At 44.5% G+C, this 20,212-nt stretch carries 19 protein-coding genes; all 19 read right to left on the bottom strand.

Going from position 1 to position 20,212, the window contains the following annotated elements; genetic code table 11:
* Positions 1 to 47: 47 nt before the first annotated feature.
* A complete protein-coding gene (locus tag IEV40_RS08190) occupies positions 48 to 1,214 on the bottom strand; it encodes a glycosyltransferase family 4 protein (RefSeq protein ID WP_188420489.1) in 1,167 nt (388 codons plus the stop codon).
* On the bottom strand, positions 1,211 to 2,128 hold the full coding sequence (locus IEV40_RS08185; protein WP_188420488.1) for an NAD-dependent epimerase/dehydratase family protein: 918 nt from the start codon (positions 2,126 to 2,128) through the stop codon (positions 1,211 to 1,213). Before IEV40_RS08185 ends, IEV40_RS08190 begins: the two co-directional genes overlap by 4 nt.
* A 1-nt stretch (position 2,129) precedes the next feature.
* Complete coding sequence (locus IEV40_RS08180; protein WP_188420487.1) at positions 2,130 to 3,035, bottom strand: hypothetical protein; 906 nt, start codon at positions 3,033 to 3,035, stop codon at positions 2,130 to 2,132.
* A gap of 68 nt (positions 3,036 to 3,103) precedes the next feature.
* Positions 3,104 to 4,096, bottom strand: a complete 993-nt coding sequence (locus IEV40_RS08175) for a hypothetical protein (protein ID WP_188420486.1) — start codon at positions 4,094 to 4,096, stop codon at positions 3,104 to 3,106.
* Positions 4,097 to 4,135: 39 nt separating this feature from the next.
* Positions 4,136 to 5,194 carry a pseudaminic acid synthase gene (pseI, locus tag IEV40_RS08170; protein ID WP_188420485.1) on the bottom strand — a complete coding sequence of 353 codons (1,059 nt, stop codon included), beginning with the start codon at positions 5,192 to 5,194 and terminating at the stop codon, positions 4,136 to 4,138.
* Entirely contained in the window at positions 5,191 to 5,871 is a 681-nt protein-coding gene (locus IEV40_RS08165; RefSeq protein ID WP_229724025.1) for an HAD family hydrolase, read from the bottom strand. The genes pseI and IEV40_RS08165 overlap by 4 nt, the downstream gene beginning before the upstream one ends.
* Positions 5,840 to 6,814, bottom strand: a complete 975-nt coding sequence (locus IEV40_RS08160; protein ID WP_188420484.1) for an ATP-grasp domain-containing protein — start codon at positions 6,812 to 6,814, stop codon at positions 5,840 to 5,842. Before IEV40_RS08160 ends, IEV40_RS08165 begins: the two co-directional genes overlap by 32 nt.
* Before the next feature lie 78 nt (positions 6,815 to 6,892).
* On the bottom strand, positions 6,893 to 7,660 hold the full coding sequence (locus IEV40_RS08155; RefSeq protein ID WP_188420483.1) for an O-methyltransferase: 768 nt from the start codon (positions 7,658 to 7,660) through the stop codon (positions 6,893 to 6,895).
* Between the two features lie 7 nt (positions 7,661 to 7,667).
* Positions 7,668 to 8,576, bottom strand: a complete 909-nt coding sequence (locus IEV40_RS08150) for a class I SAM-dependent methyltransferase (protein ID WP_229724024.1) — start codon at positions 8,574 to 8,576, stop codon at positions 7,668 to 7,670.
* An 88-nt stretch (positions 8,577 to 8,664) separates the two neighbouring features.
* Entirely contained in the window at positions 8,665 to 9,720 is a 1,056-nt protein-coding gene (gene pseG, locus IEV40_RS08145) for a UDP-2,4-diacetamido-2,4,6-trideoxy-beta-L-altropyranose hydrolase (RefSeq protein WP_188420482.1), read from the bottom strand.
* A gap of 8 nt (positions 9,721 to 9,728) precedes the next feature.
* Positions 9,729 to 10,424 (bottom strand): pseudaminic acid cytidylyltransferase, encoded by a 696-nt coding sequence (gene pseF, locus IEV40_RS08140; protein ID WP_188420481.1) that lies wholly within the window; start codon positions 10,422 to 10,424, stop codon positions 9,729 to 9,731.
* A gap of 3 nt (positions 10,425 to 10,427) precedes the next feature.
* Positions 10,428 to 11,504: a putative sugar O-methyltransferase gene (locus tag IEV40_RS08135; RefSeq protein ID WP_188420480.1), complete on the bottom strand. Its 1,077-nt coding sequence runs from the start codon at positions 11,502 to 11,504 to the stop codon at positions 10,428 to 10,430.
* Positions 11,505 to 11,508: 4 nt separating this feature from the next.
* Complete coding sequence (gene pseC, locus IEV40_RS08130; RefSeq protein WP_188420479.1) at positions 11,509 to 12,684, bottom strand: UDP-4-amino-4,6-dideoxy-N-acetyl-beta-L-altrosamine transaminase; 1,176 nt, start codon at positions 12,682 to 12,684, stop codon at positions 11,509 to 11,511.
* Positions 12,685 to 12,691: 7 nt separating this feature from the next.
* Positions 12,692 to 13,690 carry a UDP-N-acetylglucosamine 4,6-dehydratase (inverting) gene (gene pseB / locus IEV40_RS08125; protein ID WP_188420478.1) on the bottom strand — a complete coding sequence of 333 codons (999 nt, stop codon included), beginning with the start codon at positions 13,688 to 13,690 and terminating at the stop codon, positions 12,692 to 12,694.
* Positions 13,691 to 13,725: 35 nt separating this feature from the next.
* Positions 13,726 to 15,540: an ABC transporter ATP-binding protein gene (locus tag IEV40_RS08120; protein WP_188420477.1), complete on the bottom strand. Its 1,815-nt coding sequence runs from the start codon at positions 15,538 to 15,540 to the stop codon at positions 13,726 to 13,728.
* Positions 15,541 to 15,544: 4 nt separating this feature from the next.
* Positions 15,545 to 16,519, bottom strand: a complete 975-nt coding sequence (gene fcl / locus IEV40_RS08115; protein ID WP_188421147.1) for a GDP-L-fucose synthase — start codon at positions 16,517 to 16,519, stop codon at positions 15,545 to 15,547.
* An 8-nt stretch (positions 16,520 to 16,527) separates the two neighbouring features.
* Entirely contained in the window at positions 16,528 to 17,649 is a 1,122-nt protein-coding gene (gene gmd, locus IEV40_RS08110; protein WP_188420476.1) for a GDP-mannose 4,6-dehydratase, read from the bottom strand.
* 72 nt (positions 17,650 to 17,721) lie between these two features.
* A complete protein-coding gene (locus IEV40_RS08105; RefSeq protein WP_188420475.1) occupies positions 17,722 to 19,125 on the bottom strand; it encodes a mannose-1-phosphate guanylyltransferase/mannose-6-phosphate isomerase in 1,404 nt (467 codons plus the stop codon).
* Positions 19,126 to 19,265: 140 nt separating this feature from the next.
* Entirely contained in the window at positions 19,266 to 20,120 is an 855-nt protein-coding gene (locus IEV40_RS08100) for a Wzz/FepE/Etk N-terminal domain-containing protein (RefSeq protein ID WP_188420474.1), read from the bottom strand.
* Positions 20,121 to 20,212 lie beyond the last annotated feature (92 nt).

Here is a 20,212-nt window from a genome sequence, read left to right as displayed (position 1 = left end):
CTCGAATTGAGGCATTCAATAGTAGGGGTTTTTACATCCAAACCAAATTACTTACCCATGGAGCTTTCCACTATATGTTGATATTTCTCTCCAAAAGACAATCGTGCGGCAATATAAGAATCTGCAATTTTCAAATTCAAATCATCGATATCAGAAACATTACCAATTGACGTAAGAATTAAATGCATTTTTTCTGCCAATTCTTGAGAATTCTTCGGATCAAAGAATATTCCCCCTGCAGGATTCTGCTCTTTATGAACGGGCAAATTCGACAGTAATATGGTTTTTCCAAGCGCCTTCGCTTCTTCTACAGTTGAGCTCCAGCCTTCAAAAAAGGAGGGGTTAATTATTGCTAATGAATAATGCATCAGAGACAGCAGGTCTTTATAAGGAACCAGGCCCAATGCTTTAAATGAATTATGCAGCCCTAGCTCGCTGATACGAGTCATCAGCTTTTCGAAATGATCCGGGTGCCGATAGTCTTTTGTACTTCCTGTCGAAAGGACAGTCGCCTGAATACCTTGAGCCTGAAGATGCGCTAATGCATCAATAACGACACTGTGATTTTTATGAATCCAGAATTGGTTGGGGACATAAAAAAAGGGGCGAGTAACCCCGTACTTACTTTCCAATTCTTGGATCGACGTAAATTCGAGCATTGAGTCAATTTCTGGCACGAACTGCAATACTTTTGCTCTGGGAAGTGCAGCCAGCGCAAAGTTTGCCAAATCGTTCTTTGCAGACTCGCTGCTTAATAGTACGCAATCACAATATTGCGCAATCGCCCTAAAATCCGTATCGCGTTGCTTACGCTCTTTTTCACTGAAAAATTGCGGTAAATGCAGATGCTGAAAATCGGTAATCCAGCCAATCGTCTTGATTGAACCAACATTAAAAAATCTTCCCAAATGGGACAGGACTTTGATGTCATGGCGCACAAGCAGTTGTTTCAACAAGATATCCTGCCGGCTTGTTACCTTGTTGAGGAGGCGTCGAAGTGTTCCGCTCAACGTATGCGTATCCAACAATGGAGATCGTACGATCTCTGCATCGCGAAAATTACCTAACACGTCATCAGATACGTGCGTCCCGACAAAAATAACCGGTTGTATCGTCGGGGAGGACAACAACTTCAACGCCGAGAAAAGATTACGATAATAATTTATGCCCCCCATCCAGCCATCGGTTTCAAGAACAAAGCCGACGCGGATCATAAGCAAGCTCCCTTAAACCACTTGACGTAATCACTGACGCCGCTACGCCAATCAATCGTCGGCTTCCAGCCCAAACGAATAGTGTTGTCCATATCTGCTTGATAACCTATTGGATCTCCTGGACGAGATTTCCCACTAAATTTCGGGCCACTATTTAAACCATATGCCTGCACAATTTCGTCAAGAACCTCTTTGACTGTCACTCCCTCGCCACTGCCACCATTAAATACAGGACATTCTGGTGACGCATGTGACGCAACGGCACCAAGAAGCGACGCAGCATCAATCACATGCAGCCAGTCACGCAACTCCAAGCCTGTGCCTGAAAAAGCAGTGTCGCCTCTTTCAGCCTTTGAGCATGCATCCCAAAGAAGTTGCTTTTGCAAACCCGGGCCATAAATTGAAAAGAACCGAATGATTGCTACAGATACGTGAAAGCTGCTCGCGTATGATTGACAAAGCATTTCAGCAATCTGTTTATGTACCCCATAAGGAGAAACCGGATGCAATGGAGAAGCCTCCATAATCGGCAATTTTTCGACTACGCCATATACCGCAGCGCTTGATGGATAAATCACCGAAGTCTTTGGTGAATGCAATCTTACATATTCCAAGACTGCTGCCATGCTCGAAACCGTACGCCCGTAATCTTGATATGGATGCGTCATCGAAAATGCGACGGATCCGCTTCCCGCACAATGCACGATCATATCCGGCTCACCCGCATATGTAACTAATGCATCAAGAGTAATATCTGCGGCATGCCAAAACGTCAAACCGAATCGAGCGAACTCCTTGCTATCCCAGGAGCCGTGACCGATTCCTGTAACGGTATAACCAGCATCGGCAAAATAGCGCGCTGCATGTCGCCCCAGAAAACCGTGCGCCCCCGTTATTAGTACCGTTTTTTTCACTTCAGGCACCTGAAGCCAAAATGTTGGAGTCAACTTTAACCAACGGCAGAGTTTGCAATAATGCTTGCTCTTGCTCCACCGTTAAGAAAGTCAATTCTCCATTGGCATCTCTCGATTCCCGAAATTTGTTTGCCACAAACCCCTCTTCGGGTGTCAATTCCTTTAAGGCAGCCCCCATCAAATCTCGACGGACGAAAAATGCATTGTTCCCTGCAGTATTGCAGCCAACAAATGCATAACCTTTGCGCTGGCCCAATTGACAAAGCGCCGCCAAGGAAGCGCCATAGTAAATCATTGAATAATGCGCTTTTGATCGCACAAAATTCGGATCATAGGGAACAGTTAATGCCTGCTGCGCACCAAATCGCGCATTGTATTCGGTGATAACGATTGCTGGATTAACAGAATCGATTGCCTCCCACACCCAATAATCGTTACCGTCAATATCAACCGAAAGCAGACCAATTTCACCAGCAATACCGTTCTTTGCAAATAGCTCGTTGATATTATCCTTATCGATAAACGCGCACTCTGCTTTTAGGTTATGACGCCAATAGATTGGATCATCCTTAATATATTGAATATTCTCCGGAGAACCATCTATAACCAGGCCGGACCAATTATTGTTGGTGAGTAAAAATCTGGTATTTGATTCGGTGTAATTTTCCACACCGAATTCAATAAAAATAGGACTGCCGACTTTAACATTGCGTATTAAATACTGAATTAAGCCGTCCTCTCCCCACTGAGATGAGACCTGATACTCATAATCGCTGAATTTATTATGAGGAGAATTTGCCAACTGCCGCTCTTCAATTCTTCCTAAAGTACGCTGAATTTTCTCCAGCCTCTCCTCTATAACTTTAATCGATCTGACTATACTTATTATTTTTTTAAAAACACGCATTGCATTACCTATCTTCCTTCAAATATGACTCACTAGAGAATTGTAGAAATCAATAAAGCCAAACTTCCCTAACAATTACGAAGCCGACTTCCCAACCGGATACATCTTTGTAAGCTGGATCGAATAAATCCCAATAGTTGTACGCCAAGACTCCATCCCAAAAGATATCGCAGTTCATTCACAGGGATTTTGCAATCAGCGCCACATTCCGATGCGGAAAAGGCCTGATCGCAGATGGCCTCATGAGGCTTTACAAAATAATTCTTGAAATTTTTCCTAACTTCTTCGAGGCTCGAATATTTTAAAAGATGCGATTTTAATGGACTCTCTTCTCGAAATAACCGATCTTCACGAAACATATCTGAACGATATGTAAAGTACGGTTCAATGAAAAAAAAACGCGCTCCACAATATTGTGAATAGACCATATGTGATCCCACGACGTTGCTACCGACAACATCAAAATACTCAAAGATGCGACGTAGTCGTATTAATGAGTTTGAATCACTAGCCGATGCCCCTACAAACCATGGAATTTGCAACTCATCCAGCCGTTTAATATATCGTCCGTTTTTAACACAATCCCCATGCACACAAAAACATACCAACTCAAATTCATTCTGCAGGGATATTGCCATCGAAATCATGGCCTCTTCATCGTCATAGCCTGATAGATTCACGTAAGGCAATGAATGTGCCGGCATAAGCAAAAGACTATTTTTTTTACGGTGTACCTTTTGGTCGGGAATATAAACGAACGGTAATCCGACTGCTCTTGCATTGTTTATTCCTTTAGTTTTCAGGAAGTTCGCATGCTCTTTCGTAGCGACGAGGTACTTGAATTGATGTCCAGATTGCCATATTACTTGCTCTACAAATTCTAGAGGCTGATGCATCCACCCATGTCGCCACATTGAATAGCTTCTTGGCACTTTAAGTAGTCCAAGTTGCTTCGCGATAACTGATGAAATTCCATAAAAATCAGCTTCACCTCTTAGCTTATCGATTTTAATTTCTGGAAGAATCGCTTTTATATCGTTTGGCAAATTATTAGAAAACACGATTTATTCTCGAAATAAATAGAGCGGCGAAATATCCTTTCATCCCAGCAAATTCCAGTTCAATGCTGTTCCCTTTTCCACGTCACGACTTACCCGCTTTCCAAGCACATGATCCATATACTTCGTTGGCAAACCTAAACCAGGGCGAATTGCGCGTACGTTTTCTCGAGTTAAAGCCTCTCCCATTTTGATATTTTTCACTACATACAAAGAGCGACGATGTTGAAGAGATTTTTTTTCTGCCTCAGTCGGCCCATAATTTATAATTCCTAAAGCCTGCCACGCACGTTCGCTCTCTGTCACCAACTGCGCCAATTCAGCAGGCTCCATAGAGAAAGTGCTATCGACACCACCGTCTGCGCGACATAAGGTAAAGTGCTTTTCAATCACAGTAGCCCCCAAAGACACACTGGCAACCGATACGCCTATTCCCATCGTGTGATCAGACAATCCTATCTCGCAGTTGAATAATTTACGCATGTGAGGAATCGTCAGAATATTTGTATTCTGTGGCGTCGCCGGATATGTACTTGTGCACTTGAGTAAAATCAGATCTTTACAGCCAGCCCCACGTGCCGCACGAACTGTTTCGTCGAGCTCAGCTACAGTAGCCATACCTGTAGAGATAATTAAAGGTTTTCCGGTGGCCGCAACTCTTCGAATCAACGGTATATCAGTATTTTCGAAAGAAGCTATCTTGTAACAAGGCACATTCAAGTCTTCAAGAAAATCCACCGCGGTATCATCAAAAGGCGTACTAAATGGAATCATTCCCAATTCACGAGCACGCTTAAAAATAGCTTCGTGCCAATCCCATGGAGTGTAAGCCTCACAATAAAGATTGTAGAGCGAATTACCTGCCCAAAGACTTGAAGAATCATCAATATAGAATTCACCTTCATTAATATTCAAAGTCATCGTATCCGCGGTGTACGTTTGAAGCTTAAGTGCATGAGCTCCTGCTGCCGCAGCAGCGTCGACAATCTCCATCGCACGCGATAGCGAATGATTATGATTTCCGGACATTTCCGCAATAATGAGCGGAGGCTGATCTAGGCCAACTAGGCGACCATCTATGTTTATTGATGTTGTAGTCATGATTTATGTTCCAGCAATTTTGGAAATAGCTTCAAGCTTTCAATTGTATGTAATGCATCGTAACCAGGCTTAGCGTTTACATCTCTATGTACGCCAGTAAGTACTCTGACAGTTCTTACGCCTAATGGATTTAAATTTACGAAATCTTTTGAAGGGTTATCACCGACATAAAACATGTCGTGCCAATTACAAGCTTCCATTTTTTTAATTTTTTCGAAGCAGTAAATTGATGGCTTAGCATGCTGAAGTCCGTATCGATGAGTGATAAATATTTTTCGAAAAAAATGATTAAGATCCAGCGCCATTATTTTGTTTCTTTGAACAATTTTATGTCCATCGGTAACAATATACTTAGGATACTTTGAAATAGCTGAAAGCAATTTCAGTGCTTCTTCATCCGGTTCTAATATTGGAATATGTTGACGATATACCTGAACACAACGTTCAACCAGTGCCTTACTAAACTTATCGTGTGACCAGAGCCATTGATTAAAAATAGCGCCTCGCCCCCTTGCATCCAATTCATCCATCATAAAACGGAAAGATGTTTCGCCATTCCAGCCGAATTTCTCTTCCCCAAATGTAGCTACAGCCCGTATGCCACCTTCAACGTAAGTTCGTTCGTTATAGAGCGTATCGTCAAGATCAAAAATTATTACCATCGATATAAATATCATGAGTAAGTCGGATTTGACGAATTTCTCCTGGCATTCGCTCAAAAGGTTTTTCGTTTAAATCAAAACCGAACGCCTCGAGAAATCCCCAATAAAATGTATCAAGTCCAACCTGAATAGAAGCCGTAGAGGCGCCGCCAAATCGAGCATTACACTCGATAATATGAGAGCCCCTATCTCTATCAAGCAAAATTTGCATAACAATCGGCCCCATCAAATTCAATCTAGTCAGAGCCTGAATAACAACCGCCTCAATTTGAGAGTCTTGAAAAGTAGTTGTTACTACCGACTCCCCAGAAATCACCATATCTCGCTTACGAAGTACGATTCCTTTTATCTTGCTATTCCTATCCAACCAAGCATCCGCACTTATTTCTATACCGTTTATAAACGGTTGATAAATAGGGTCATTCAAAAATTGAGCATGCTCACGAGCCTCTTCCAAGGTCAAGTTCAGCCCAATAGCACGTGACCCCGCACCAAATCGCTCCTTGACCACATATGGTTCAGGGCCCAGCCTTTCTGGACTACGCGAAGACGGAATAAATGGCAATCCAAACCGTAATCCAATTTCAGAAAACGCGAGCTTGTCGAGACATGTTCTTATGCCACTCTCTTCAGATACGAGAACGAAAATTCCCTCTGCCGCAAAATGTGTTTTATGACGTGCCCAAAATAAAAGTTCGCCATCACGAGTCGGCACGACAATTTGAATATTTCTCTTTTTGCAGCCGGCAATCAGCGCGTTTATTGCTGACGTATCTACTGTCGGCATCACCCAAAAATCGTCAGCAACATAACGCGCCATCGCATTCTTATCGATATCCCCAGCGAAGATTTTGATGTCGTCATCAATCTTATGAGCCGCCCGCCGGACCGCTTGCATCAAAGAAATTTTTCTCGATGCGCTGGTCACCAAAATATGACCACGGACAACTTTATTCATTATCAATTACTCTGGCAGCTAGTATTTCGGCCTTCATTTCAACACACATTTGCCTACTCAATTCCGATCAATCGCTATCTATTCGATAATTAAATATGACATCAGCGGATTAGAAACATCTCTCCGAATGGCGTACTTTGAAAGTCCCAAAACTTCACGAACCGCTCGAGTTTCCCCAGGAAATTGAGCGCAATTTAATTCATCAAATGCCAAAACAGAACCCTTGGTCAAATGAGGCAAAATTGCCTCAAGACATTTTTTTGTTGGCTCATATATATCAAAATCAAAATAGGCAAATGCAATAATCGTTTCTGGATGTTGTTCCAAATAAGCTGGCAATGTTAAGGTCGCATCGCCTATGACTAATTCATATTTTTTCTTATGCGCGATCGGAGCATTTTGTTCGTGGAATGAAAGAATTTTTTCTAGATCATTTTCCCATCCTGATGGCACAGAATAATCGCCTGTTCCTACGCTGCTTCCATCCTCTTTTGTAATAGACGGAAATCCAGAAAAAGTGTCAAACCCAATAATCTTACGGTTATAGTTAAAAGGTTCATGTATGCCACGCAAGACAGAAAACAGAGACATGTTCTGCCCCCAACGCACACCAAATTCCATTACTACACCATGAACAGGAACAATAAGTTCATACAATTTTTGAATGAAATTAATCCTAGAAAGTGCTTGGCGCGTTAAATATAGTCCAATATTGTCAAGCAACTCCTCATTAGGAATTCGTGTGTTTTTTAGCGACGTAGCGAAGGCTTTTTTATTTTCCTCTTCATATTTTGTAGATCCTAAAAGCACCCTAATTTCTTGCTTATCGTTTTCTTGAGTACTCATTAAAAATTCACCCTAATTTATTTGGAGTCAAAAAAGCTGTAAGGCTACGTCCCATCCCTATTTTTGCCATCGAACAATAAAATTCATTCACAATATCTGGAGAATACTCACCAATCAAAAGCTCCATATTTACTCTTGCTTTATGTGCATCTCGTCCAGCGGCACCATTAACTACATAATTGGACCCGGGATGCAATAAAAACCAATCGATTGGGAAATCAGCATGTATCTCATGACAGATCCACCCTGTTTCTTCGGAAGTATTTTTCAGGCTTTCATATGTGAAATATGCCAAATGATCCGGAACAGCAATCCAGAATCGCTGATTAATATTTCCTTCTTTAAGGAGTCTCTCTTGGTACAGGGATCCATCATTGGGCACAGTAACAACAAGACACCCCGCTTTTGTTATTAATGCGCTCAAAGAGCGTAAAAGTGAAACTGGATCAACAACATGCTCGAGCACATTTCCTAACCAAACCAAATCATATTTTTTTTGTTCTTTTATCTTCTCTTCGAGAAGTTCAAAAACATTGCCTACCTTAAAATTTTCCATCAATGACGGATTCATTTGCTCAAGACCAGCACTGGAGAAGTCAATTCCTTCGACATTCCAGCCTTTCTCCTTAAACCATGCCAATGCGAATCCTTCCCCGCAACCGACATCCAAAAAATTTCCCTTGTCCTGTGATGATATTTGCTGCGCCTTATAAGCACGTTGTTGAATTTTTATTTTGAAATATTCGATTTCTTCCGGCGGATACGTTTTTCGAAAATTCGCTTTTTCTGTTTGATAATATTTGTCAGCATAGTATTCTTTTAGCTCGGCCTCCGACGGAACATTCCCGACTTGCAAAAAGCCCAGAGGGTGACGAACAAGACGCGCGTCTAAAATTCTTTCCAAATTTTCACTCAAAATATACCTCGATAGGACCACTACTAAGAATTCCCAATTACAATGCAGCCAATCATCAAACTGAAATTGACGCTATCAATAACAATAACTAACAACACTCCATCGCATCGACAACTGCACTAGCACCTGCCCAGTCTTTCATTAAAGAAACCGCTCTTTCTGATAAATGATGTAGCAATTTTTCATTTTGAATCAACGCTTCAATTGAGTTTGCCAAATCACATGAGGTAATTTCATGGGCCCAACCAAGCAATATTGTCGCCCCAAACCTTTCCAAATCTAACGTAGTTTGAAATTGATTCTCAGCCAATACTAATGTCAGACTCGGAAGTCCCAATAAACATCGTTCCCAAGTAACTGCCCCACCGGCCCCAATAGCTAAATCCGCAGCACCAATAAGTTCAGCCATATTGGATACTTGACAATGATATTTTACATTTGAGATTTGCTCACACATTTCCCTAATTTGATTTTTGTGCGGATTTCCTGTTCCGACAATGACATCTGCCAACATTTCAGGACAAGCTAATAATTTTAGTGCGTCTAAAGCTTTTCTCGTTTCATTAGTCGGATCTGTTCCACCGAAAAAGATTAGAAGCCGCCTTACCCCCAAACTTCTTATTTTAAATTTTCCTAGAGCATCAGAAAATTCTGACCGCAACAAGGCAAATTGTGGACCTAGAAGGCAAACACAATTATCGGAAATAAGTTCTCGATAGCGAGACTCGGAATTTGCATAATAATTTTGATCAAGCAATAAATCACAATCGTGTAATCGATTGGCAAGATCATCGATGACCATTAGTTTTTGAACGTAAGGGCGGATTAATATTTCCCACTCAATGTCCAAGGAGTAATGATCCACGACAAGCCAGTCCCATTCGCAACCCAAGAGAGCCTGTATTGTGCTTTTCGCGTCGACCTCTTGATTTGTATGTGACTCTCGAGTAGTTCGATTCCCGTCTAATGCCGCGAACTCATACCCTTCCGCCATCAGAAAATTTGCTAAATGCTCAGGCAAATCCCAACTAATAAAGCAAATTTTGGCGCCTCGAGAACGAAACTCAGCCGCCAAAGTCATACAACGCATGAAATGCCCCGTACCCATCTCAGTAGACGCGTCAACACGGATGGCCAAACGCATTCTTACTCCTAGGCTTTTGCAGCAAGAATCGCTGGTGCAAGGATTTCCGCACGCTGCCAATCGTCTTCGGTATCAATATCCTGAACGCGCCAACGCGGGATTATTACCGAGGTTGAATGCGTATCAAAAACACGCCTTCCTTCAATCCATGCATCTGGTCGTCCCCAGCAGAATTGGCCTGCATCATGGAATGCAGTTGGTAAATCCTGAGAACGAGTAAAAAAATGTTCAGGAAAAAACATTTCTACATTACCTTCGCCAGTTTGTTGAAAAGATCGGAAAATCGGCGCCGGAAAATCTGTCACACCAAACGAATATAACCAATTACCTGAATTTAACGCTTCTAATCCACGCGCTAAATCCTTCACATTAACGAATGGTGCCGTAGCATAAATACAGCATACCGCCCTTAATGTCGCTCCTTGATTCAATATCAACTGCGTTACATGTCCGACGACTTCAGTGATTCCCACATAATCATCCGACAGTTCAGCAGGTCGCATAAAGGGAACCTCAGCCCCCCACTTCTGAGCAACATCGGCAATTTCATAGTCATCAGTAGTTACGATAATTCGATCAAATAATCCGGAAACCTTTGCGGTCTCAATAGACCATGCAATCATTGGCTTGCCACAAAAATCTTTAATATTTTTACGTGGAATTCGTTTGCTGCCACCGCGCGCAGGAATAATCGCAATATTCATTTGTTATTTACGTTCATACAAACGAAGTTCAGAGTGAAAGCCGTCCATGGTTTTATAACCGAATGGAAAAACATTCGTTGCTAATAAACGATAATTAGCCAGAAATTGGTCATAGTCATCTCCTTTAATAGGAGTTTCAACTCCATATTTTGCGCCAGAAGATTTTGGAGCTTTACCTTCACGCATATTTCTTAATAAAACATATTTAGTCTTCAACCGATTTACATGTTCAAGATAATTCTTTACTACAGTCGGCTCCATTTCCTGAAATGAAATGAAGTTAACAAATAGATCTACCGTTCCCCGTAATGCAGGAAGCTGCCACGGACAGAGAACCATTTGCACGGGTTCTAATGGAATATTGATTTCCTCCATCTCCCGTGTAACTCGATAGTCTGACATCTTTAATGCTGGTATTTGCTTCAAATAAAAAGTTGAAACAATAGACGTGGGAGGTATATCGACGTTAACGTATGAAATGCCGCCTGCGGCATGCAGAATTTCACCTAAAGTGCCGAACCCGCCCCCCACTTCTAAAACAGTCTTAATAGACGTTGTATCCACATGTTGTTTTAAAAAACTCAGCCCATTCAGATAATTTAGTGAAGATCTACTAAATTGCTGTTTTTCAAAACAAAACAGCTCTGATGGATTTCCTGCTTGCGACTCACTAAAGAAAGTTGTCCTTGGATGTACATCATCATTATTTGCCGCACGATAGACTCTATAGTCGGATAGCGCCCAAGATTCTCCTGAAAGCATATGAGCAAGAAAACGATAATTCTTAGTTCCCTCTTCAGCTAGTTCATTAACCAGAAGATTCAGTCTCGTCATATCCTCATCACTCAGCGCATTGCCAGGGGAGCCATACGTGGGGACGAAGAAATTTCTCGTGCTCGACAAATTCCGAAAATTACTGAAACCGTATTTCTTCAAATCTTGAACAATTGGTTCCGAGGCGTGAAGCCAAAAGTTAGTCGGTTTATAAATATCATCTTGCATATGCATATCCGAAAGCATCAACTCCAAGGTATGCAATAACTCCTCATCGGTCTTTGTAATTTTTAGGTCTTCGTTCATATATTCAATTACTACTTGATATCACTGCTAATTTTTCTTTCAATATCCGGCAAACATATCTTTGCTGATCAGGAGTTAAATCAGGGTACATAGGTAAACTAATCGCCTCAAAATAATATTTTTCCGCCTCAGGATAATCATCTTTTATGAATCCCAATTTCTTATAGTATGGTTGCTGATATACAGGTATGTAATGCACATTCACACCGATTTCAGAGTCTCGCAAAGCCTCAAATATTTTCTTACGACTCCGCCCGCGATCATCAGATCGCAGTCTGACTACGTATAGATGAAATGCTGAATAACGATCAACATCTTGAAACGGTATGACGAATTCAGTATCGGCAAGAGCTCTATCGTAATCTTTAGCAATCTCGTTTCTTTTAGTCACCACATTATCAAGGCGCTTCATTTGATTCAGGCCAAGAGCTGCCTGAATATCCGTCATTCGATAATTAAAACCAAGCTCGATTTGCTCGTAATACCATGGGCCATCCGGTGCTTGCGTCATCTCGTTTGCATTCCGAGTGATGCCATGACTACGAAACAACTGCATTTTTTTTGCCAACCTCGCCTCATTGGTTACCGCCATACCTCCCTCACCCGTCGTGATAATTTTTACCGGATGGAAACTGAACACGGTGATATCGCTATAGCGGCAATTACCGATTGGTTCATTACGATATTTACCGCCGATAGCATGCGAGGCATCTTCAATAACTTTAAAACCGTAGCGCTGACTCAACGCATGAATGCCAACCATGTCACATGATTGACCGCAAAGATGTACTGGAATCACTACCTTAGGCAGACGTCCGAGCGATTCCGCCAACTTCAGCTTCTCTTCCAAGCATTCGACGCTCAAGTTATACGTAAGTGGATCAATATCCACGAAATCAACCTGAGCTCCGCAATACAAGGCACAATTTGCACTTGCCACAAATGTAATCGGACTGGTCCATACCCAATCGCCCGACTTAACACCTAATGCCAGGCACGCGATATGAAGGGCGCTAGTAGCGCTATTGACCGCCACCGCATGTTTTACACCGCAGTAGGTCGCGACAGCTTGTTCAAAAGCAGGTACGGCAGGCCCTTGCGTAAGAAAGTCTGAACGCAACACATCCACTACTGCCTGGATATCGGCTTCACTAATATTTTGACGGCCGTAGGGAATCATCACGCACTCAAATTTTGCCAATCTTGTCGCTATTTTTATCGATCCACATTCGCAATGTCTCGACGCTCATCCAGTCATTATTGTTATCTGAACTATAGGTGAAATCAGGAGCCACTTTTTTCCCACCATTAATGCGCTCTGGATCCTGACTCCAACTATGAATTGCCGGAAGGATTTTGTAATAATCTTCGTACTCGTACGTATGCAATGCATCCTCTGGGCCGATCATTTGCTCATGTAACTTCTCGCCCGGGCGAATACCGATAATTTCATGTCGGGCTTGCGATGCCACTGCTTGCGCAACATCAGTCACCTTCATCGAAGGTATTTTTTTGACATAAATTTCCCCACCCACCATGTCTTCAAATGCACGCCATACGAGATTGACGCCCTCTTCCAGAGAAATCATGAAACGCGTCATCCGTTCATCGGTAATCGGCAATACACCTTTATCAGCAATAGAGCGAAAGAATGGAATAATCGAGCCACGCGACCCCATTACATTGCCATAACGAACCACCGCGAAGCGAGTCGCGTCGGCCCCGGAGTATGAGTTGCCAGCGATGAATAGTTTGTCTGAGACCAGTTTAGTCGCCCCGTACAAGTTTGCCGGACTGCTGGCCTTGTCTGTCGATAGAGCGACAACCCGCTTCACTCCTTGATCGATGCATGCATCTATAAGATTCATCGCCCCCATTACGTTTGTCTTTACACATTCGAATGGATTGTATTCGGCTGTAGGTACAATTTTTGTGGCCGCCGCATGAACGACAAAATCGATTCCATTTAATGCACGAGATAAACGATCCTTATCGCGTACATCTCCGATAAAAAAACGTACCCTGTCATCGTTGCCATAAATTTTTGCCATCTCCCATTGTTTCATTTCATCACGGGAGTAAATAACCAATCTACGAGGATTGTATTTTGCCAGTGCCATTGGTACGAAAGCATGGCCAAAAGAACCTGTGCCGCCAGTAATAAGGATAGATTTTTCGTTAAGCATGATTTGTTATAGGCGAGACTAAATTATTAAGTGAATCAAGACTTCCTGGATGACATTCCCGTCTCTGTTGAAATCTCTGGACCAGTTTTATCGTTCAACATGGAATCGGGTGCGCCTTCTTCGACTATTATTCCACCTTGCAATCGATACAGACGATCGCAGTGAGCAATGGTGGAAAGACGATGAGCAACTATGATGGTGGTCTTTTTTCCTTGCAATGCACGCACTGCCTCCATTACATCTTGCTCGGTCGACGTATCAAGGGAACTGGTTGCTTCATCCAAAACCAATATTCCAGGATCGTGATAAAGCGCGCGCGCAATGCCAATTCGCTGACGCTGCCCTCCTGATAAACGAATGCCCCGCTCACCGACCATCGTCTCAAGACCATCAGGCAATCCGGTCAGGAACTCCTCCAATTGGGCAGCCTTTATCGCCCTCATGATCGCATCATCATCAATGCGCTCTTCCGGCAGACCGAATGCCACATTTCGCCTTAACGTATCATCGGTAAGAAAAATTGATTGGGGTACATAGCCTATCTGCGATTGCCAAGTGCGAAGGTTCTCTTGAATATTTTTCCCATCCACTCTGATCTCACCATGATCAGGCTGCAGCAATCCCAAGAGAACATCTACCAGCGTACTTTTTCCTGCGCCGCTGGCACCGATAAAACCGATTGATTCCCCACGACACATTGTTATCGAGATATGGTTAAGGGAAGGACTTACCGCATCCGGGTATGAATATGAAACATCGACAAATTCCAGCGCGTTACTAAATATGCCATCCGAAGGTGTTGCTGCAACCAGCCTGCTCTCTTTCAATTCAAGTTCTTCATGCAGTGTCTCGATAACGGGCAATCCGTATCGCATAGCCTGTATGGAGGTAAGAACCCTATTTACAGAAGGCATCAATCGAAAAGCAGCGGCAGCAAATAGCCCAAGTGTGGGAAGAATACCGTCAAGTCCTCTCCCTTGTATAAGCATGACCACCACGAGAATCGCGAGTGCACCGACGGCAAGCAGCTCCAACCATAATCGCGGAAGCTGCTGAAGGGTTGCCTGCAACTGCGCCGCTTTAGCGCTATGAAAATTATGAAACGTAAATTGTCTGGAAAATTCCGCCTCTCGCCCTAATAACTTGACATCCTTCACACCACCCAGCCCCTGTTGCAAGTGTTGAAGGCGCAACCCATCATGACTCTGTCTGGCTTTTCCCCATTTCGTTATATGACTCCTCGTCATCTTGTTGAATCCCCAGGCGGCTCCTCCAAATGTCATCACAAGGACAACCGTTCCGATTGGTTCAACCACAAGCAACAAACTACACAGCCCGAGCATGACCAGCGATTCGGCAAGAATCAGCATCCCTGGAAGAAGGCAGTTAAAGGTGAACAAGTTCACCTCGTTAAAAACATTCCTTATCAACTGAGCCGAATTACGTTGTAAATGAAAGGTATAAGGCTGACCAAGATAAATATTAAAAAGGCGCTGCGACAATTGTGCTTGTACTCCAAACGCAAAACGCGTCTGCCACCAAGCCAGAAAGGCTAAAAATAACGTCTTAACCAGATAAACGCCAACGAGTACCAGCATCCCTCCGATCACAAGGTTACTTTGAGATGGATTGCCAATCGCATTTAGAAAAGGCTGAAGACCGGGATGTGCGTGTGCTATATCGTCTTGAGTGAACAAGGCAAGTGCTGGAATGACGAGGCTTACACCCAATGTTTCCAGCGCCATGCCAACAAACATCAGGCACAACACCACCGCTGCATTTTTCTTCTCTGCAGAGGTAAGAAGCTTCCATATTTTACGGAAGGGCGACGATTTCGGTTTCTGTGACATTCGATTATTCAGATGAATTGGTCGAATCTGGATTCTGAAAATGTTCGTACGTTCTTTTCAGTCCCGACATGAGCGATGTTTTGGCAGTCCACCCCATCCCTGCCAGATTCGAAACATCCATCAATTTTCTAGGTGCTCCATCTGGCTTGTCCGCATCAAACACAAGCGCTCCCATGAAACCAACTGTTTCTTTAACTGCTTCTGCCAATTCACGAATTGTGATGTCTTCCCCTGTACCAACGTTAATATGAGATTGCATCGGGCGAGTATGCAAATCGTAAGCCTCACGTTCAAGCTCCATCACATATACGCTGGCGTCGGCCATATCATCGACATACAGGAATTCTCGTTTTGGTGTCCCAGTTCCCCAAATAACGACCTCTTTAGAAGATGCGTGCTTTGCTTCGTGAAAGCGACGAATCAATGCGGGAATAACATGGCTGTTTTCTGGATGATAATTGTCCCCCGGACCATACAAATTAGTAGGCATCACGCTTCGATAATCAGTACCGTATTGACGGTTGTAGCTTTCACATAGTTTGATGCCCGCTATTTTTGCGATTGCATATGGTTCATTAGTCGGTTCCAGTGGTCCGGTCAGCAAGGCATTTTCTGCCATTGGCTGCGTGGCCAGCCTTGGATAAATGCACGATGATCCAAGAAACAGTAATTTATTAATGCCGGTCTTCCACGCCTGATGAATGACATTCGTCTCGATCATCAGGTTTTGATAGATAAATTCCGCAGGATAAGTGGCATTCGCATGAATGCCCCCTACCTTGGCTGCAGCAAGATAAACCTCATCTATTCTTTCCGAAGCAAAGAAATCAGCCACCTGCGCTTGGTTGGTCAAATCAAGTTCTGCATGAGTCCGCGTGACAATATCTGCATACCCGCGGACGTTTAATGCACGAACAATTGCCGAGCCAACCATTCCTCGATGACCTGCAACATAGATTCGCTTCTTTTTTTCTTCCATGGGCATGATTATTTCTCAAGCGAGATAGAGATGTTGTAGCCGTGAGCCTTGAGCAACGCATGCCGTTTTGCCTCATCCAGATCTTTTGCCACCATCTCCTGCACCATTTCTGCAAAGGTGATTTTCGGCGTCCAGCCCAGTTTATTCTTGGCCTTGCTAGGATCACCCAGTAGCGTCTCAACTTCCGTCGGACGAAAGTATTTGGGGTCGATCGCAACAATTTCCTGTCCAACGACAACACCCGGAGCCTTGTCGCCTGTAACAGCAGAGACGGTGCCTTTTTCCTCAACTCCATTGCCCTGCCATGCGATCTCGATGCCCAACTCGGCCGCAGCCACTTCAACGAACTGACGTACCGAATACTGCACGCCAGTGGCAATGACAAAGTCCTCCGGTTTTTCCTGCTGCAGCATCAGCCATTGCATCTCGACATAATCCTTGGCATGTCCCCAATCGCGCAATGCATCCATGTTGCCCAAGTAGAGCGTTTGTTCCAGACCCTGCGCAATATTGGCAAGAGCACGCGTGATCTTACGTGTGACGAAGGTTTCACCACGACGTGACGATTCATGATTGAAGAGAATACCGTTGCAGGCATAGATGCCATATGCCTCACGATAGTTGACAGTGATCCAGTAGGCATAGAGTTTGGCGACCGCATACGGGCTGCGTGGATAAAACGGCGTGGTTTCCTTTTGCGGAATCTCTTGCACCAGACCGTACAACTCGGAGGTGGACGCCTGATAAAAGCGTGTTTTCTTTTCCAATCCCAATATACGGATAGCCTCAAGCAATCTGAGCGTGCCTACCGCATCGACATCTGCAGTATATTCTGGCGATTCAAATGAAACTGCCACATGGCTCATCGCGCCGAGGTTATAGACTTCATCCGGTTGCACCTGTTGCAGGATGCGCGTGAGATTAGAGGTATCGGCCAGATCGCCGTAATGCAGAATCAACTTGGGGTTGGGAATATGCGGATCCTGGTAGATATGGTCAATGCGATCGGTATTGAATAGTGAAGCACGGCGTTTGATACCATGTACCTCATAACCCTTTTCCAGCAAAAATTCCGCCAGATACGACCCATCCTGCCCGGTGATCCCCGTTATCAATGCTACCTTGTTCATTGCTGCTCCTGTTTATCATTTTCATAGCGCGTCTGAATATCGCATGGCGAACGCGTATTGAGATTACGGCGGCTAGACCCTGCCGTAATCGTCATTGAATCGAACGATATCGTCCTCGCCGAGATAGCTGCCGCACTGCACCTCGATCATAATCAGATCGGTACTTTCCGGATTGTTCAACCTGTGCTTGGCACCAATCGGAATGTAGGTCGATTGGTTAGGACTAACCAAAGTCGTATCGTGGTCGATCGTCACATTGGCGGTTCCAGACACAACAACCCAATGCTCGCTGCGTCGATGGTGCATCTGCAGTGAAAGTGACTGCCCCGGTTTGACTACGATGCGTTTGATCTTGAATCCGGTGCCTTCTTCCAATACCGTGTACGTTCCCCACGGGCGTGCAACAGTGCGATGCACCTTGTAGGCGTCGTTGTCTGTCGCCTTCAGGTGGCTGACAATCTTCCGCACATCCTGGCTCTTTGTTTTGTCCGCCACCAGCAACGCATCTGGCGTATCGATGATCAGCAGATTATCGAGCCCGATTGCCGCCACCAATCTGTCCTGGCTTTCAATGTGTGTATTGCGGCTGTCGATGACGATGCTTTGACCAGTTGCCGTATTTCCCATTGGGTCTGCCGGAATTGCCTGTGCGACGGCACTCCATGAGCCGATATCGCTCCAGCCGAAATCCCCGGATACGACTGCAATGTTCGCCGTCTTTTCCATAACAGCGTAGTCGATGGAGATGTTTTCAAGTTCCGCAAAGTCAGCAGGTAGATCTATTCTGTCACCGTTCTCTTCGCTGGCTTTCCAAATCGTGCGCGCGGCTTCCAGCAATTGCGGTGCATGTTGCGCAAAGGCATCGATGATCGAGCTGGCCTTGAAACAGAACATGCCGCTGTTCCATACATAGTTACCCTGCGCGATATAGTCGATTGCGGTGGCCAGGTCCGGCTTCTCGACGAACCGCCTGACTGCGTTCGCATGAGGAGCAATCTTCCCCGCCATTTCGATATAGCCGAATCCCGTTTCAGGGCCGCTGGGACTGATACCGAACAAAATCAATCCACCTTGCTCTGCGAATGTGGCCGCATGGCTTATCGCTTCTGCGAAGGCATCATGCTTGGTGATCAGATGATCGGCTGGCATCACGAGCATGCACGGATCGCTGCCCTGTTCAAGTGCCCAAAGCGCAGCAAGAGCTATCGCCGGTGCGGTATTGCGGCCAGTAGGCTCCAGCAAATAGCGCGGCTTGAGTGGCTGGCCTGCCAGTTCGTCACGGGAAAGAAAATAGTAATCGCGATTTGTCACGATCAGGGGCGCTTTCCTCGTCACACTAACTGCTCGCTCGTACGTCTGGTAAAGAAGGGTCTTGCCTTCCTGGCCGATGCACATGAATGGCTTGGGGTGGGCTTCCCGGGATACAGGCCACAGCCTGGTACCCGCCCCGCCGGATAGGATAATGGGGATCAGCATCGGTCAAATTTTATGAAACAGTCGTTAGATTATTGTTATTTTAATATCATCCGTATTCACAAGATAAAACTTGCAAACACGGAAATTTAGCAGGGAGAGATCATATCCCAGATCAAACGTCACCCCGTGGGAATTGTGCTTTATGCGGGTAATTGCCGTTTTTTCCGGTAACAACAGAGTGAGGTCAGAAAACCTAGCAGGCCGCCGACTAGAACCGATGCGATCAGGAACATGCTTAGCCGGGGAAAATATGGCTTCCTTCCGGCTCTGACTGCATCCACAACAGTCGTGTTGAATGTTTGCGGGGGATGCAACATACTTTCCATTGCCGAACGTTGATCCATTAATTGCTGAATATCCGTCTGTTGTCGGTCAAGTAAATCGAGCGCGCGTATGGTATTTCCTGTGAGTTTCTCGCCTAATATTTGCTTCAACTGGCCCAAACTTTTCTGCTTCAGAGCAATGCGACCATTCAGACTCTTTATCCGATCTTGTACCTGTTGAATAGCAAGTTTCATCTTGACTTGATGGGCAAGGAATAATGTTTCAATTACCGCTTCCAACATCTTGCGCGCAGTCTGTGGCGAATTACCAGAAACGCTGACGTGAATGAAGTAGGTGCCTTTCACCGGCTCAGCCTCGAATGTTCTTTTGAATAAGCCAATCTCGCCTTGTTCAAGGCCTCGCAAAGTGGGGGACGAAATCACAGTGTCCTGGAACTGTGCCAAATACATTCGGGCGATAGCCTCACCTACTGGCTCGATTAACTCCGTATCGCTTGTCGACTCCCCGGGAGAAGCCGACGCAATTTCACCGACCCGCAATGTTGCTTCAGCCTGCCAACGCGGTGGCACAAGAGAATAAGCAATTGTCCCCACAATGAGTGCGCCAAGCAGAATAACGATAAACAACCGCCATTGATCCTTCAGCACGTTAATAATTAGCGAAAGATCAATAAAATCATCGTTCTGCGGCGATTTAATATTTTCTGTCATGAAGGAAAATCCTGAAGTGTGTCTTATGGAACGTATCAAAGTGCTAATGCATCGGCACGTCGATTTAACAAAAGTTCCATACGGCAATGTAT

Source organism: Oxalicibacterium solurbis (assembly GCF_014635845.1).
Lineage (GTDB): Bacteria > Pseudomonadota > Gammaproteobacteria > Burkholderiales > Burkholderiaceae_D > Oxalicibacterium > Oxalicibacterium solurbis.
The sequence above is the reverse complement of the archived record's forward strand: the minus strand, read 5'-3'. Positions and strand labels throughout refer to the sequence as shown.

Excerpts from the sequence above, each read along its gene's own strand:
- IEV40_RS08165 (WP_229724025.1), bottom strand. The coding sequence starts at position 5,871 with ATGATATTTATATCGATGGTAATAATTTTTGATCTTGACGATACGCTC.
- IEV40_RS08160 (WP_188420484.1), bottom strand. The coding sequence starts at position 6,814 with ATGAATAAAGTTGTCCGTGGTCATATTTTGGTGACCAGCGCATCGAGA.
- IEV40_RS08155 (WP_188420483.1), bottom strand. The coding sequence starts at position 7,660 with ATGAGTACTCAAGAAAACGATAAGCAAGAAATTAGGGTGCTTTTAGGA.
- pseI (WP_188420485.1), bottom strand. The coding sequence starts at position 5,194 with ATGACTACAACATCAATAAACATAGATGGTCGCCTAGTTGGCCTAGAT.
- pseC (WP_188420479.1), bottom strand. The coding sequence starts at position 12,684 with ATGATTCCCTACGGCCGTCAAAATATTAGTGAAGCCGATATCCAGGCA.
- IEV40_RS08100 (WP_188420474.1), bottom strand. The coding sequence starts at position 20,120 with ATGACAGAAAATATTAAATCGCCGCAGAACGATGATTTTATTGATCTT.
- fcl (WP_188421147.1), bottom strand. The coding sequence starts at position 16,519 with ATGGAAGAAAAAAAGAAGCGAATCTATGTTGCAGGTCATCGAGGAATG.
- gmd (WP_188420476.1), bottom strand. The coding sequence starts at position 17,649 with ATGAACAAGGTAGCATTGATAACGGGGATCACCGGGCAGGATGGGTCG.
- IEV40_RS08105 (WP_188420475.1), bottom strand. The coding sequence starts at position 19,125 with ATGCTGATCCCCATTATCCTATCCGGCGGGGCGGGTACCAGGCTGTGG.
- IEV40_RS08180 (WP_188420487.1), bottom strand. The coding sequence starts at position 3,035 with ATGCGTGTTTTTAAAAAAATAATAAGTATAGTCAGATCGATTAAAGTT.
- IEV40_RS08120 (WP_188420477.1), bottom strand. The coding sequence starts at position 15,540 with ATGTCACAGAAACCGAAATCGTCGCCCTTCCGTAAAATATGGAAGCTT.
- pseB (WP_188420478.1), bottom strand. The coding sequence starts at position 13,690 with ATGCTTAACGAAAAATCTATCCTTATTACTGGCGGCACAGGTTCTTTT.
- pseF (WP_188420481.1), bottom strand. The coding sequence starts at position 10,424 with ATGAATATTGCGATTATTCCTGCGCGCGGTGGCAGCAAACGAATTCCA.
- IEV40_RS08190 (WP_188420489.1), bottom strand. The coding sequence starts at position 1,214 with ATGATCCGCGTCGGCTTTGTTCTTGAAACCGATGGCTGGATGGGGGGC.
- IEV40_RS08135 (WP_188420480.1), bottom strand. The coding sequence starts at position 11,504 with ATGAACGAAGACCTAAAAATTACAAAGACCGATGAGGAGTTATTGCAT.
- pseG (WP_188420482.1), bottom strand. The coding sequence starts at position 9,720 with ATGCGTTTGGCCATCCGTGTTGACGCGTCTACTGAGATGGGTACGGGG.